The sequence below is a fragment of the Lysinibacillus sphaericus genome, assembly GCF_006864135.1.
GTDB lineage: Bacteria > Bacillota > Bacilli > Bacillales_A > Planococcaceae > Lysinibacillus.
Map to the genome: position 1 here is coordinate 16,066 of NZ_SADV01000031.1, position 13,356 is coordinate 29,421.

A 13,356-nucleotide genomic window follows, 5' to 3' on the forward strand; every position below is an offset into this window, starting at 1 on the left:
GTAACACGCTATAAACCTTAGAGCCACAAGGGATTGAACTAAACTTGTTACAAAGTGTTACCTATTTTGAGTATTAACGCTCCTAATAGAATACTTTTTATATTTTTTATTTTTTTGTTTATATATAAAATAAATAACAAAAATAATAAATATATAAATATAAGTACTTTAACACCTTGGTAATACTGATTTTCTAGCGAATCACGAATGTGTTACTTTTTGAATTTCCGACCTCATTTTTGTCCGAAATCGGTAACTTTTCTTGAATTTCGTTAACTTTTCGCTCCTGTAAAGTAACACCTTTTATATAGAATTTATTTCCATTGCCACGTTCCTTTTTAAAACCCTTCGTTTCTAGTGCTCGATAAAAGGCACGATTTTTTAAAGCAAATTCACCATTCGCATAGCACCAATTCGAATACACTTCGTAAAGTTCTTTGGCGGTGATTTGCTGGCTTGGTCCAACAAAGCAACGTTCATACAAAAATGGACCAAGGATATCCATGTCATCTTTGTAATCGCCTGTTGCCCGTTTCACTACCGCTGGCTCCTGCAACCCATCCTTCTGCCACTTCGAGCACCCTTCAATTGCCCAATTCAAAATGCCTGACATTTCAAGGGAAAGCTTTTCCGAAAGTTTTAGATCGCGCTTTTCTTTTGGTAGTTGAAGATTGAACGGAACTAATTTAACGCGGCGCCAAATCCCTTCATCTACACCTTTGATTACTGGCTTATGATTCGTAGTGAAGAACACTTTAAACTCAGGGATAAACTCAAAATATTCCTGACGTAGGAATCGGGCCAATACTGGCTCACCACCCGTAATTTGCTTTACAAATGCTTCAGAAAGTTGTTCGCCATCTTCAGACTCGATAGCAGAAACGAAACGAGCTCCTACTAATCGAGCAATGTCGTTATTCGCTCCAGTTTCTTTTTTCTTGATAAACGTGTCTGACTTTGCCTGTTTGCCATATTCGCCCATCAAATCTTTTATTGTATTAATAAATGTCGATTTACCATTGGATCCGCCACCAATTAAAAACACCATGCTTTGTTCACTGATTTCCCCTGTTAAGCTGTATCCAATCAATCGCTGCATATATTCGATAAGCTCTTTGTCGCCCTGAAAGATTTGGTCTAGGAATGATAACCAGGTCGGGCATTCAGCACCTTCTACAAATTCAACGTTTGCAAGTTTGGTTAATTTTAATTCGCGATCATGCTGCAGTAATGCTCCCGTCTTTAAATCAACGGTGCCATTCAATACGTTGAATAAATATTTTTGACGGTCAAATTCTAAACGCTCACCTGGAACTAATGGCATTAAATCCTTAATGCTGTTCATTCGAATGTTTCTGCGTTCGCACATACGCGACCACTTTTGTTCTGCTTCATCTTCTGATTTAGACATGCCTCGTAAAACCTTGTTGCAGATACGTTCAATTTCTCGTTTTGTATCAAAGCGCCAACGCTTACCGTCCCAAATCATCCAGCCGATTTCTGATACATAACGGATAGCGTGACCGTATTCGTAGGCAATACGCTCAGCGTTACCAAGTTCAGTTAATCGAAATTTCTTCTTAGGTAATTCCGGCTTATCCTCTTCAACAGCATCATTACTGTGGAAATCAAAAGAAAATTCAGCGTATTCTGCTTCGTGCTTATGATCCAATATTGTTGTTGTAGTAGAAGAAATAGCCATTGAAATTGTACGCTCGCCATATGTCTCACCAGTGTCCGTATGATGGACTCTATCCCATTTATCACGCATTAATGATGTTTCTCGGAACATATTATCCATTCGTGTGGCACTTCGGCCTGTCCAAAAAGCTAAATGATTACATAACGCTAAATCTGTTGATGAATGGTCATCATTAATCAAATGGCCATTAAACATAGAACGTATTTCATCGCCTGACTTGCTGCGGAACATTTTCTCCCAAAGAGCCTCGTTCGATAATTTAATTTCGTCTTTCTCGTAATCTTGTAAACGAATGCGACCTTGAATATCACTATCGTCAAAATACTTTTCAAGGAGCTCGTCTAATTCTTCGGTACGATCAAATATGTCGTTCGAATTTTCACGATTGCCAGTCATTGTAAAGAAGCGACCGTATTGATAAACCTCTAATCCTAGTTTGCTATTTTTGCGTCCTGTCCCACACACCGATTGCGGGAGACTGCCTTTGACAATGATATGAATGCCTGTGCCACTGACACTAAATTCTGTATAGCTATCGAATAAGTCGATAATCTCTTTACCAAATTCATTAATTATGGGATTAACACGCTTTTCATCATCCGAACGATAAGTGACACATCCATCTATATCAATCCCAACGAAATTATCACGACGACTAAAAACGAAGCCGATACCATTTGAATCTGTTTGTGTGTAAAACTTAACTGCGGTCGGAAAAGTTGACCATGTACGTGGATCGTTCGAACGAGCTTCATTACCGTCAATTTGATATGGAATTTTGGTAATTTTACTGTTGCCCTTTGTTTCAGCTTTCCACAGAATCCAGTTAGGCATTTGTCTAAGCTCCGCCGGTATATCATTGAAGTTGTATGGAATTACTTTCATGGTGTCACCTTCATTTCGCTGTTTTTGGGTATAAAAAAGAGAAGTCCGCTAAAAACAGACCTCTCTATGAAATTTTATTTACTAATCAAAATGGCACGTCATCCTCATTTACTGTAATTGGACCACTACCTTGTGGCGCGCCTGCTGTTGATTCTTTAAACGCTGTAACCTCCGGGTAAGTTTTGCCATTATGTTCACGGTGTCCGACTGTTATAACTAAATGCTTGCCGACTAATGTGTCTGCCCACTCTTTGTATGATTTGAAGTCCATACCATCCGGGAACTGTGCTGCTTTTGAAATTGCTTGTAAACGCCACATTGCTTTTTCTGTAACTGTGAAGTTGTCGAATAAAATCTTTTGCCCTTGGTGAGGTTGATTTACATCACTACGAATTTCGTAATCTACAACCACTTGATTGTTACCTGTACTTGCTTTTTTTAATTCATAATTGTGAACCGTCACTTCATAGTCACCTTTTGCGATTAATTCGAATCCACCTTTTGCTTCTTCATGGTTAATTTTAAACATTTAATTTTCCTCCAATTAATTTGATGATTTTATCGACCATAGGTACGGTCATATTTTCTAGTTGTATATTTGCTTTAAATTCACAATCTGAAACTATTTTTGCTGCATTAGCATCTGTGGAAGACAACTCACGGATTTTAGCTACATTGCTTAATCGATTTGCTTCTTCTTCTTCACGTCTAGCTCGTTCTTCTGCTTGTACATCAACGCCCAATTCTAAGTAACGATATAGTTTACGCCCTACTTCTTCATTGAGTTGAATTTCTTCGTCTTCAAATAAATTAGTATTATCTTTTGTCGCAATTGCAAGGTGATCCATATCAACACTGAAATTCAACATGAATTCATATTCCATATCATCTTTCTGGACAGGTTTCGTTCCTATTTTTCTGGGCTGTTGCTTACCTTTGTCATTCAATTCCATGACATATTCATTTTTGGTACGCATGGTTGCTAGAATATGAATGTCATTGCTTGATAAAGCTTTAATCATATCGGTTACATGTTTGTTCATTTTGTTCCAGTTTTGAAAACTGTTCCCCGTCATGTTACCGTGCTGTTCTAAAATACCACCATCACCATTCCAGTTGTGAGATAAGCTATCAAAAACAACTACTTCTACACCCGCATTTTTAAGCATTAACAACGCTTGCAAATAGCGTTCTGTTGTATAAGGTGGTTCGAAATTTATGTGCTTGAATGAACCGATACGGACACCACTAAATTGTTGATCAACATATAACATTGAACGCTTGTGTTCCGTATCTGCTACACCGATTTTCTTCCATACTTCTTGTTCAGAAAGGTCAGGATATGCTTCTCGCATCATTCCATAAGCAGTTAAGATAGCACCGACTGTTTTACCTGCACCAGACGGACCAATGAATCCTACAAGTGCCTTTTGCTTTTCTCGTACACTATCTGTTACTTGCATGCCTTCCACACTCCTTTTCTATTAAAATTGCCCATTTTCATCAGAGTCATCTTTTTTTACTTCTACATCAGCGAATGGATCTTCGAACTCTGGTAATTCTTCATCAGCATTTTTCGTTGTCACACTACCATCTGACTCAACTTGATACGGAATACCTTCATGTTGGTTCACTTCATCAATGCTCATTTGACCGTCTGGAGCATCGTCTTTTTCAGGACGTTTTTCCATTTCTTCTTTCGCTGTGCTGTATGTGCGTTCAAGGTCTACAAGGAAATAAAAGCCTTTTGAATTATGCTTTTCGTGAATTTTATGCATAGTTAGCGAATCATCTTGTTTAGCTTCACTAACAATTTCCTCTGCTTCTTTTGATGAATCTGCATACCAACGTTCTTTTTGATTTAATAATGTTTTTGCCATTTATGTGTTTCCTCCTTATTCGTATATGAATCTTTCAACTTTTTTCTTTTCAACAATATCAATGCTAGGTGGTTCAAAATCTCCACCGTCCTGTGATTCAGTTGCAGGCAATTCACGTGTTATACGTACATAAATCGTTTTCGAATCATGATAAAATCGATAAACTTCAGTTTTATAATTTGACCATCTGCCACCTTCTTCGAACTCTTCGTGTTCCTTTTTCCCAGCTGATTCAATGAGTTCAACTCTATCAGCGATTGATAAATTTTCAGCATCAACCTCATGCTCTTCCTTCGTTTTAGCAAATAGATTTTCATGGTCATATTCTGCCAAAAACATAATGTGTAATTTGAATAATAAAGAATCTAAAATTTCCATATTAATTTCCTCCTATCGAATGCTTAATGATTGATTTTCAACCAATTGAACACCTTCTATTTGCTCTCCTGCTTTAAGTGCTTTTGCTAAATCTGCACGGCTGATAGTACGCTCTACCTTCACATATCGCTGTGGAAGGCTATCAATGTTCGAAACTTCAACCTTTGATGATTTGCGGAAACTAAATGTAAATTTCTCGGTTTTCAATTTATCTTGTCCACTACTTCCAAGCGTTTCAGCAATAGCCTGTTTCATCCTATTAATGCCGTTCTCCATAACTTTCCGACGTTCAGCTAATCTCTTTTCCTCTGATTTAATACCTTCTACATCTGATTCAATGTTTTTAATAACCATTGCATAAGCTTCAAGCTTTTCTTCCACAGCATCAGTAATGGAAGCTAATGTATCTTCTAAACCTTCTTGACCCTCCTCAATCATCTGTTGAAGTTGGGCGTAGGCATTGTTTAATTGATAAAGACTAGCCATTGTCAGCCCTCCTGTGTTAGAATATCTTTGTCATTTATAAAATTTTCACGCTCGCCATTGGTTCCCGCCTTTGACGAGTTTTTTTGTGCCTCAATTTGGGCATTCTGTACGTCTTCGATGTCTTGCCAGTAATCTGATTCACGATCATAAACATCAGCGTGTGTGTAGCCTATACGCATGGAATCACCTACCTCACAAATAGATACGATATGTTTACATAACTGCAAAGGAATACGACTACGCTCTACTTTCGAAAGGCCTTGCGTCCCTGTCTTGCTGCCTCGTGGTGCTGCTTCATGGCATGGTGCTCCATTCCTACACATCGGCTTGAATTGTGGATTAGGATGATTTGTCCAAATATCAGTAGGCTTCATACGCCTTTCGTTTACTGGCTTTTCGGTTTCATATTGGCAATACGTAACGGTGTGTCGAGGTAAATCTTGCATGAATCGCATCTTACGCATACCGCCGCGTGGATTTTCTATAAAGAAATACTTCGGATTTAATTCACGGATTAGCCGTAATACATTAGTGTTTACCGTATCGCATTGCTTTGCGTACGATGACTTAGGCGCCAAATTTCCATCATCTTCACGCGTTCTATGATTCGAGATAGCTGCGATAGAGTATGTCGTGCAATCTGGTGACGCCCAAATTATGTCTGGCTGTCCGAACTTTGCGATGATGTCAGCGGCAGTAATTCCACCTATATCTACGTACCAATCGATATTAGCGTGTTGTTTGTCCCACTCAATACTAAAAACCTCATGCCCTTTAGTTTCAAAAGCTTCTCCAATAGAACGAGTGCCAGCAAATAATTCTAAAATTTTCATACCTACTTAGATCGCTCAATTTCAGCAATTAACTTTTTCGCACCCTCTGGACTTAGAACCAATTTTCCACCTAGTAAACTGAAATTATCGTCAGAGACTTCACCAGTAACAGCACACGTCATATGAACCACGTATTTTTTGATAATCACCTGTTCACCACTTGCAAAGAATTCTACTGGATCTCCTTCATCAATCCCCAATGCACGACGTAATTCTTTTGGAACTACCACACGACCTAAATCATCTACTTTGCGTACTATCCCTGTTGACTTCATTTGATTTCTCCTCCTTGTAATGCTTGACGTGCAATATGGCCACCATCTTTATCAACTTTAGATCCGTTGTATTGTCCGTGTTCATCGAATATAGGAGCGATGTGGTTTTTTTCATCTGCATAAAATTTAAGTGCTTCACGTAGACGCTTGTTTTCATCTAGCAATGCAAGAATGTCAGTTTCATCTAGATAACCTTGCGCTCGTAATGAATAGAGTTTCGAAACACCTAAAATTTCAACCAATTTGTTTAGAGTTTTTACTGAAGCATTCCTTTCGCCACTCTCTATTTGAGAAATGTATGGTTGTGAAACACCACTTAATTTCGATAGTTGGCTAATACTTAGCCCTCTAGATTTTCGTCTTTGACGAATTTCTTCTCCTGTTAACATCCGAATCACTTCCTTTCAATCGTGTTTAGCACGTTTAAGCGCCAATGTTTTTAGTAAAATTGTATACAAGGCATCTTCTAACGGTTGTCCATCTATACTGTGGATGCCAAGCTTATTCAATTGCTGGATTACTGCTTTACGCTTCAACTGCTTATGCATAGTTGTCACGTTTAACTACCTCTAACGCTGATGCAACACCATCAATGTAATCACTGTGTTCCTTGTATTCTTTTGCTAGATTAGGAAGGACGCTATCTCCAAATGGCAATCCACTATGGACCAGCACTTCCTGAATAATTTGATTTCCTAAGTCCTTTAGATGATCTCTAGAATCTATTAGTAGTTGATTGAGGTCCTCCACAATCTTCTTATTGGTATCCGGATATTCGAGAGCTTCTTTTAAATCAATTACGCTTGCTCCTTCTGGAACATATAAAGCATGTTTGCTATCGTAATGCGTTGTAACTTTCCCATCTCCATCTAAAGCTTGTACACTTGTTACTTGGTCCTCATGGATATTAAGACCAACCACTGATAACTTCGTACCCTTAATGTTGATTACTGCTTGCATATTTATTCCTCCTTATATTTCCTTTCTGTTAAACTATTGGTAGAAAGGTAGGTGTTATTTTTGAATTTTTCGATTTACATAAAGCTACGGATTGCCACAACGTTCGGTAAAGTAAAAATCAGACCGAAATATAAACATTTAGAATACATGACTGATAACAATCTTATTAATCCAATAAATGATAAGTGGTATAATGTTTCTGGCTGGCCAGTTCTTACCCATAGCGATTGGTATACAATTACTTCTGATGGTAAAAAAGCTATGTGGGATAAAGGCAATTTGTTAGTTACTAGAATAATTGCTTGGCTAGCACTATTAATTAGTTTCACTGCACTATTGGTTAACTACTTAAAATAAGAATTAAAACTATAATAGAAACTACCAAAGAAAGTACCGATACCTTAATATCCTTCTCCCTTGTTTTCGCTTCAATGTTGTTAGGGTTTCGACAATATGAGCAGTAGTTGTCGCTTTTCAGAATCAACGAACCACAACGATCACACTCTATTCGCTGTTCCTCGCTCGTTGTTCCAGCAACCTGTGAGGCTTTTTTATTGCCATCCACACTCTTCACTCTCCTTTCATAGTTTGATAGATTTACTTCTGACGTGCTGATACAGCTTTATTAATCGCATTGCTGATTAACGCTAAACGCTTCTCAACTGGTAATGCCAACCACTCTGCTACTTTGATTTTCATTTAGTTCACCCTTTCCAAAATCCATTTTCGTAAAAACGCTTCTACTTCCTTTGCTGGGTAATACCATTTGCCCCCGACCTTTGCTTTCGGGAAATCTTTATCATGAAAAAAGTTATCTTGGATGCTATTCCAACTCATACATGTTCTACGCTTAAGTTCGTTAGAATCCCAATATACGAATGATGCGTCGAACTCCTCTAATTTCTTACCAATTGCATCTAAGTAAATTTGTTTAGCTTCTGCATCGTTCACTTGTACCTGTAACACTTTTTTCACCTACCTTAAATATCTAAAATCTTACGAATGTGTTTTATATGTTCCTGAGCCTTCGGACCATCTTTACGGCCACGAATTATGTCTGATAGATAAGCATTTGAAATACCGACCATTTCAGCCAATTCCTTTTGTCTCATTTTCTTTTTAAATAGCTCTGATCTAACTAAAGCTCCTAAATCTTCTGGCATGTCGGAACCTCCTTCCTTAATTCAATTGCAAAGTTAATTGTCCATCATGTAAAAATTTATTAATGAAGAACATTAAACCTTTACCAGTAACAACTACTTGCCTATTAACTTTCAGCTCACCTTCTGAATCGAAATATTGTTGAGCATGTATTTTCATCAAACCTTGATTTAATGATTTTTGAGTAGGCATGTTATACTCTCGACCTCTGCGACTAACTAGGTAACCTTGTCCGCGTAACCATTTAAATAATCTGTCACGACCAATGTTTACACCGTTTTGTCGCATGTACTTTGCGGCGCCTTCAATTAAAAGTCCTTCATCGCTTGTAGTAATTGCATTCGCTAGAACAACTTTTTCTCGATCATTTTCAATTCGCTGTTTCAACTTGTCGTTTTCATCCACAGATTCAGCGAGCATATAAAGTGCTTCTTTGAATGTGGAAGGCAGATGATAGTCTGGTTGTTGTTTAATTAACTTTTGTTCCATTTCGTTGAATCGTTCAATATACAAAGCAGCAAATTGCGTACCTTTAGCACCTGTCATACGTGTACCGTATAATTCACAACCTTTTTTAGTTAACTTAAAACAAGGTCGTGTTTTTCCTTGAGAATCCAGATACTCATTTTCGATAAAATATGCCGGCTGATTTTTCAGCCCACCTAAATGTTCAATAATAGTGCGAATATCTTGCATAACATTTTTATGTTGACGCCCTACCATTTCAGCAACTTCTAAACTTGTTAGTGTTTGCTCTAGTTGTTTCAATTAGTTCACTCCTTCCGGTTTACTTTAACGTTGCTACCGTCATATAAGCTATAAGTCCGAATACTATACCGTCATTGGCTCGCTATCACAGCGCTTTACTTATTTGGAAAATATTAAGCTAAATTATTAGCGAATTACGTTGACTAAATTTAGTCTTTAATATAGAATGTAAACATAGCTAAATAAGACTTTTTAAAAGCCTTTAAACCAACATTTAAACCGTTCCCCAACGAAAAATGTTTATAAATAGGTCGTATTTTTTATTGTCTTTTTAGCCAATTAATTAGCTTATGAACAAAGTATATTAGTCTATGAACTAAAAGTCAAACAATTTTAGTTAAAAGATTAAAAACTTTTACTCATAAGTCATGAGGATGGTTGGTATGACTACATTTGATAGATTAAAAAAACTTTGTGAAGAACAAAGAATCTCTATTGTTGAATTAGAAGAAAAACTAGATTTTGGCAGGAATTCTCTCTATGGTTGGAAAAAGAAAGTTCCAAATGGTGCTAACTTAGAGAAAGTAGCAGATTATTTCGATGTATCCGTAGACTACCTACTTGGTCGTACAGATAAAAAGCGATACTTTGATCTAACTAAAAAAGATGAACAATCTATACAAGAAGAACTACAAAAAATGGTAGAAGGTCTATCTAAAAGTGGACACGCATCCTTTGACGGTAGAACTCTTGATGAATTAAGCGAGGAAGAAATAGAAGATAGAGAATTATTATTATCAAGTTTAGAAAATTCATTAAGACTAGCTAAGCGAGTAGCAAAACAGAAATTCACCCCTAAAAAATATAGAGATTAACGGGAGTGTTGGATGCCATGTCAATAAAGTCAATTGTTAATCAGTTAATTAAAAAATACGGAACTAACGACCCTTTTAAGCTCGCTGAGTACATGGGTGTACTTATTGTGTTTGAACCTTTGGGAAATGCGCTTGGATACTATAATAAGCATTTTAGAGTACCTATGATTCACATTAATGAAAATGCTGATAGGAAATTACAGATTTTTATTTGTGCTCATGAATTAGGTCACTACGTTCAACATGAGGATATTAACACTTCATTTTTAAAAAAACATACTCTTTTTTCTACAGATAAAATAGAAATAGAAGCTAATACATTTGCAGTTGAATTGTTATTACCTGACGAACTATTTTTGGAGCAAGATTATTATTCATGTTTTACCATCTATGATGCAATTAAAGAAAAAGGAGTTCCAAAAGAGCTACTTTCTTTAAAAACTATAGATGGTAAAAAAATTTTACCCTAAAGAGGAACAAATATTCCCATCAAAGGTGGTGATATTTAGTTTAGGAATTAATTATAAATAATGCAACAAGGAAAGGAGATCTTTATGGCTACATTTAGAAAACTTCCAAGTGGAAAATGGCAAGCAAGAGTATCAAACGAAGGTAAAGAACGAAGCATTGGCACATTTCGAACTAAAAAAGAGGCTGAAATCGAAGCAGCAAAAGTTGAGGAACGTATTTATTACGGTCAAACTCTTAATGATCGTAACATGATATTTGATGAAGTCATAGAAGAATGGCTGAAATATAAAAGAAGAAATGTAAAGGAATCTACTTTCGAACAAGTGGAAGTAATAACACGTTTACACATTAAACCTTTTTTCGGAAACAAACGTGTTATGAAAATAAGAAGGAGTGATATAAAAGATTGGCTTGACCATTATGTTGAATTAAAAAATAAAAAAGGTGAAAGTGCTTATTCATTTGGAGCACGGTTAAAATATCTATCGGTTATGAAAAGCTTATTACATTATGCAGTTCATGAATTAGAGGTTTTAGAAAAGAATCCTGCAGATAAATTAAAAGTTCCAGTGAAAGATAATGTTGAATTAAACAAAGATGATGTTAAATATTACAGCTTAAATGAATTAAGACAAATACTTGATTTCATGAAAACGTACAAGCATCAAAGATACCAAGACTATCAGTTATACTATATGCTTATGTATTTTTTAAGCGAAACAGGATTACGAATTAGTGAAGCATTGGCTTTACGTTGGTCAGATATTGAAGATAATAAAGTAAATGTTGAACGACAGGTAAGACGCGATAACAATAATAATCCAAAAATAACAACATTAAAAAACACATCATCATACCGTACCATAGGAATAAGTAATGAATTACTAAAGGAGCTTAAAAAATTTAAATTAAAACAAAATGAAATGATCTTAAGTAACAAATCCTTCAAGAAAAATAGTGATGATATAATCTTTCAAAACTACCTTGGAAATTACTTAACTCCATCCACAGTTAGAGAAAGTATCGAGAAGTATTGCAAAGCAGCTGGCGTAGATTATAAAGGAACTCATTGTTTTAGACATACACATGCTGTTTTACTTTTAGAATCAGGAGCAAGTATAAAATTTGTTGCTAATCGTTTAGGACATAAGACTATTAAAACAACTTCTGATACTTATTTAGATATTACTGAGAAAATAGAAGAAGACGAACTAAAAAAGTTCGCCTCCTACACTAAAGATAAAATCTGAATCGGCACGTTTTCGGCACGGCCGATTTTCATTGTACTTCAAAAACCTCTAAAACCCTTATATATCAGGCGTTTCAGGTGCATTACCCGATACTGCCCTCCATCTCAAACTTGATAAGACGGTTCATTTCTACTGCGTATTCCATTGGTAATTCTTTTGTGAATGGCTCGATGAAGCCCATTACGATCATTTCTGTCGCTTCTTCTTCAGAAATACCACGAGACATTAAGTAGAATAATTGTTCCTCTGATACTTTTGAAACTTTCGCTTCATGCTCTAAAGAAACATTATCATTTAAGATTTCGTTGTATGGGATTGTATCTGAAGTAGATTGGTTGTCCATGATTAACGTATCACATTCGATGTTAGCACGTGCACCACTTGCTTTAGGGCCAAAACGAACTTGACCCATATACGTTACCTTACCACCTTGTTTAGCAATCGATTTAGAAACGATTGTTGAAGATGTGTTTGGTGCCATATGAATCATTTTTGCACCTGCGTGTTGGTGTTGACCTTTACCTGCTAGTGCGATTGATAATGTCATACCACGAGCGCCTTCACCTTTAAGGATACAAGCAGGGTACTTCATTGTTAACTTAGAACCGATGTTACCGTCGATCCATTCCATTGTACCGTTTTCTTCAACAACTGTACGTTTTGTTACAAGGTTGTAAACGTTGTTTGCCCAGTTTTGAATCGTTGTATAACGGCAGTACGCATCTTTACGTACAACAATTTCTACTACCGCTGAGTGTAAAGAGTTTGTAGTGTAAACAGGAGCTGTACAACCTTCAACATAGTGTACGTGAGCACCTTCATCTACAATAATTAACGTACGTTCGAATTGGCCCATGTTTTCAGAGTTAATACGGAAGTAAGCTTGTAATGGCGTTTCCACTTTCACACCTGGTGGTACATAGATGAATGATCCACCTGACCAAACAGCTGAGTTTAGTGCAGCAAATTTGTTATCAGTGTAAGGAATCACTTTGCCCCAGTATTGTTTGAAAATATCTTCATTTTCACGTAAAGCTGAGTCAGTATCTTTGAACACAATACCAAGGTCTTCAAGGTCTTTTTTCATGTTGTGATAGACAACTTCTGATTCGTACTGAGCAGATACACCTGCCAGGTATTTTTGCTCTGCTTCTGGAATACCTAATTTATCAAAAGTAGCTTTAATTTCATCAGGTACTTCATCCCAAGATTTTTGTGTAGCTTCTGATGGTTTTACGTAATACGTAATTTCATCAAAATCTAAATCTCCTAGGTCGCCACCCCATTGCGGCATTGGTTTTGTATAAAACGTTTCAAGTGCTTTTAAGCGGTATTCAAGCATCCACTCTGGCTCTTGTTTCATAGTTGAAATTTCACGGACGATTTCTTCAGTTAAACCACGTTTTGAACGGAAAATTGATACGTCCTTGTCATGGAATCCGTATTTGTAATCGCCAATATCAGGCATTTTTTTAGCCATCGTTTCTCCTCC

Annotated in this window: 19 protein-coding genes; 4 read left to right on the forward strand and 15 right to left on the reverse strand. The window is 36.6% G+C overall.

The features are described 5' to 3' along the window. Window positions 1–193 precede the first annotated feature (193 nt). The 11 genes from C7Y47_RS22130 to C7Y47_RS22175 form a co-directional block, all read right to left on the reverse strand. Complete coding sequence (locus C7Y47_RS22130; protein WP_142510720.1) at window positions 194–2,587, reverse strand: phage/plasmid primase, P4 family; 2,394 nt, start codon at window positions 2,585–2,587, stop codon at window positions 194–196. Between the two features lie 85 nt (window positions 2,588–2,672). Next, complete coding sequence (locus C7Y47_RS22135) at window positions 2,673–3,116, reverse strand: DUF669 domain-containing protein (protein WP_142510721.1); 444 nt, start codon at window positions 3,114–3,116, stop codon at window positions 2,673–2,675. Next, window positions 3,109–4,050: a hypothetical protein gene (locus C7Y47_RS22140; protein ID WP_142510722.1), complete on the reverse strand. Its 942-nt coding sequence runs from the start codon at window positions 4,048–4,050 to the stop codon at window positions 3,109–3,111. Before C7Y47_RS22140 ends, C7Y47_RS22135 begins: the two co-directional genes overlap by 8 nt. 21 nt (window positions 4,051–4,071) lie before the next feature. Beyond that, window positions 4,072–4,467 carry an organic solvent tolerance protein OstA gene (locus C7Y47_RS22145; RefSeq protein ID WP_255505300.1) on the reverse strand — a complete coding sequence of 132 codons (396 nt, stop codon included), beginning with the start codon at window positions 4,465–4,467 and terminating at the stop codon, window positions 4,072–4,074. Between the two features lie 15 nt (window positions 4,468–4,482). Continuing rightward, window positions 4,483–4,845, reverse strand: a complete 363-nt coding sequence (locus C7Y47_RS22150; RefSeq protein WP_142510723.1) for a hypothetical protein — start codon at window positions 4,843–4,845, stop codon at window positions 4,483–4,485. Window positions 4,846–4,857: 12 nt separating this feature from the next. Next, window positions 4,858–5,331 (reverse strand): siphovirus Gp157 family protein, encoded by a 474-nt coding sequence (locus tag C7Y47_RS22155; RefSeq protein WP_142510724.1) that lies wholly within the window; start codon window positions 5,329–5,331, stop codon window positions 4,858–4,860. 2 nt (window positions 5,332–5,333) lie between these two features. Further along, complete coding sequence (locus C7Y47_RS22160; RefSeq protein WP_142510725.1) at window positions 5,334–6,164, reverse strand: DNA cytosine methyltransferase; 831 nt, start codon at window positions 6,162–6,164, stop codon at window positions 5,334–5,336. Window positions 6,165–6,166: 2 nt separating this feature from the next. Then, a complete protein-coding gene (locus tag C7Y47_RS22165; protein WP_142510726.1) occupies window positions 6,167–6,439 on the reverse strand; it encodes an AbrB/MazE/SpoVT family DNA-binding domain-containing protein in 273 nt (90 codons plus the stop codon). Next, complete coding sequence (locus C7Y47_RS22170; protein WP_142510727.1) at window positions 6,436–6,828, reverse strand: helix-turn-helix domain-containing protein; 393 nt, start codon at window positions 6,826–6,828, stop codon at window positions 6,436–6,438. The genes C7Y47_RS22165 and C7Y47_RS22170 overlap by 4 nt, the downstream gene beginning before the upstream one ends. A gap of 15 nt (window positions 6,829–6,843) precedes the next feature. After that, the gene (locus tag C7Y47_RS25115; protein WP_185903566.1) at window positions 6,844–6,996 is read right to left on the reverse strand and encodes a hypothetical protein; all 153 of its coding nucleotides are present in this window, start codon (window positions 6,994–6,996) and stop codon (window positions 6,844–6,846) included. Continuing rightward, window positions 6,980–7,399 (reverse strand): hypothetical protein, encoded by a 420-nt coding sequence (locus tag C7Y47_RS22175; RefSeq protein WP_142510728.1) that lies wholly within the window; start codon window positions 7,397–7,399, stop codon window positions 6,980–6,982. Before C7Y47_RS22175 ends, C7Y47_RS25115 begins: the two co-directional genes overlap by 17 nt. A gap of 60 nt (window positions 7,400–7,459) precedes the next feature. Between C7Y47_RS22175 and C7Y47_RS22180 the strand changes: the two genes are divergently transcribed. Further along, complete coding sequence (locus C7Y47_RS22180) at window positions 7,460–7,756, forward strand: hypothetical protein (protein ID WP_142510729.1); 297 nt, start codon at window positions 7,460–7,462, stop codon at window positions 7,754–7,756. Window positions 7,757–8,098: 342 nt separating this feature from the next. On the opposite strand, the gene C7Y47_RS22185 is transcribed toward C7Y47_RS22180, so the two are convergent. Genes C7Y47_RS22185 through C7Y47_RS22195 form a run of 3 tightly spaced genes read right to left on the reverse strand, consistent with a single transcriptional unit; the run spans window position 8,099 to window position 9,328 of the window. Next, a complete protein-coding gene (locus C7Y47_RS22185; protein WP_142510730.1) occupies window positions 8,099–8,365 on the reverse strand; it encodes a helix-turn-helix domain-containing protein in 267 nt (88 codons plus the stop codon). 14 nt (window positions 8,366–8,379) lie between these two features. Then, window positions 8,380–8,562, reverse strand: a complete 183-nt coding sequence (locus tag C7Y47_RS22190; protein WP_142510731.1) for a helix-turn-helix domain-containing protein — start codon at window positions 8,560–8,562, stop codon at window positions 8,380–8,382. A 16-nt stretch (window positions 8,563–8,578) separates the two neighbouring features. Continuing rightward, the gene (locus C7Y47_RS22195; RefSeq protein WP_142510732.1) at window positions 8,579–9,328 is read right to left on the reverse strand and encodes a phage regulatory protein/antirepressor Ant; all 750 of its coding nucleotides are present in this window, start codon (window positions 9,326–9,328) and stop codon (window positions 8,579–8,581) included. A 383-nt stretch (window positions 9,329–9,711) separates the two neighbouring features. On the opposite strand from C7Y47_RS22195, the gene C7Y47_RS22200 reads away from it, so the two are divergent. From C7Y47_RS22200 to C7Y47_RS22210, 3 genes are all read left to right on the forward strand, one after another. Continuing rightward, complete coding sequence (locus C7Y47_RS22200; RefSeq protein WP_142510733.1) at window positions 9,712–10,143, forward strand: helix-turn-helix domain-containing protein; 432 nt, start codon at window positions 9,712–9,714, stop codon at window positions 10,141–10,143. Between the two features lie 17 nt (window positions 10,144–10,160). Beyond that, entirely contained in the window at window positions 10,161–10,613 is a 453-nt protein-coding gene (locus C7Y47_RS22205; protein ID WP_142510734.1) for an ImmA/IrrE family metallo-endopeptidase, read from the forward strand. 84 nt (window positions 10,614–10,697) lie between these two features. Further along, entirely contained in the window at window positions 10,698–11,864 is a 1,167-nt protein-coding gene (locus C7Y47_RS22210) for a tyrosine-type recombinase/integrase (RefSeq protein ID WP_142510735.1), read from the forward strand. Window positions 11,865–11,946: 82 nt separating this feature from the next. Here the strand turns inward: C7Y47_RS22210 and sufB are convergent, their stop codons facing one another. Then, window positions 11,947–13,344 carry a Fe-S cluster assembly protein SufB gene (sufB, locus tag C7Y47_RS22215; RefSeq protein WP_142510736.1) on the reverse strand — a complete coding sequence of 466 codons (1,398 nt, stop codon included), beginning with the start codon at window positions 13,342–13,344 and terminating at the stop codon, window positions 11,947–11,949. Between the last annotated feature and the right edge of the window lie 12 nt (window positions 13,345–13,356).

What these genes read in the sequence shown, in the direction of transcription:
- C7Y47_RS22130 (WP_142510720.1), bottom strand. Translation starts at nt 2,587, where the DNA reads ATGAAAGTAATTCCATACAACTTCAATGATATACCGGCGGAGCTTAGA.
- C7Y47_RS22135 (WP_142510721.1), bottom strand. Translation starts at nt 3,116, where the DNA reads ATGTTTAAAATTAACCATGAAGAAGCAAAAGGTGGATTCGAATTAATC.
- C7Y47_RS22140 (WP_142510722.1), bottom strand. Translation starts at nt 4,050, where the DNA reads ATGCAAGTAACAGATAGTGTACGAGAAAAGCAAAAGGCACTTGTAGGA.
- C7Y47_RS22145 (WP_255505300.1), bottom strand. Translation starts at nt 4,467, where the DNA reads ATGGCAAAAACATTATTAAATCAAAAAGAACGTTGGTATGCAGATTCA.
- C7Y47_RS22150 (WP_142510723.1), bottom strand. Translation starts at nt 4,845, where the DNA reads ATGGAAATTTTAGATTCTTTATTATTCAAATTACACATTATGTTTTTG.
- C7Y47_RS22155 (WP_142510724.1), bottom strand. Translation starts at nt 5,331, where the DNA reads ATGGCTAGTCTTTATCAATTAAACAATGCCTACGCCCAACTTCAACAG.
- C7Y47_RS22160 (WP_142510725.1), bottom strand. Translation starts at nt 6,164, where the DNA reads ATGAAAATTTTAGAATTATTTGCTGGCACTCGTTCTATTGGAGAAGCT.
- C7Y47_RS22165 (WP_142510726.1), bottom strand. Translation starts at nt 6,439, where the DNA reads ATGAAGTCAACAGGGATAGTACGCAAAGTAGATGATTTAGGTCGTGTG.
- C7Y47_RS22170 (WP_142510727.1), bottom strand. Translation starts at nt 6,828, where the DNA reads ATGTTAACAGGAGAAGAAATTCGTCAAAGACGAAAATCTAGAGGGCTA.
- C7Y47_RS22175 (WP_142510728.1), bottom strand. Translation starts at nt 7,399, where the DNA reads ATGCAAGCAGTAATCAACATTAAGGGTACGAAGTTATCAGTGGTTGGT.
- C7Y47_RS22190 (WP_142510731.1), bottom strand. Translation starts at nt 8,562, where the DNA reads ATGCCAGAAGATTTAGGAGCTTTAGTTAGATCAGAGCTATTTAAAAAG.
- C7Y47_RS22200 (WP_142510733.1), top strand. Translation starts at nt 9,712, where the DNA reads ATGACTACATTTGATAGATTAAAAAAACTTTGTGAAGAACAAAGAATC.
- C7Y47_RS22205 (WP_142510734.1), top strand. Translation starts at nt 10,161, where the DNA reads ATGTCAATAAAGTCAATTGTTAATCAGTTAATTAAAAAATACGGAACT.
- C7Y47_RS22210 (WP_142510735.1), top strand. Translation starts at nt 10,698, where the DNA reads ATGGCTACATTTAGAAAACTTCCAAGTGGAAAATGGCAAGCAAGAGTA.
- sufB (WP_142510736.1), bottom strand. Translation starts at nt 13,344, where the DNA reads ATGGCTAAAAAAATGCCTGATATTGGCGATTACAAATACGGATTCCAT.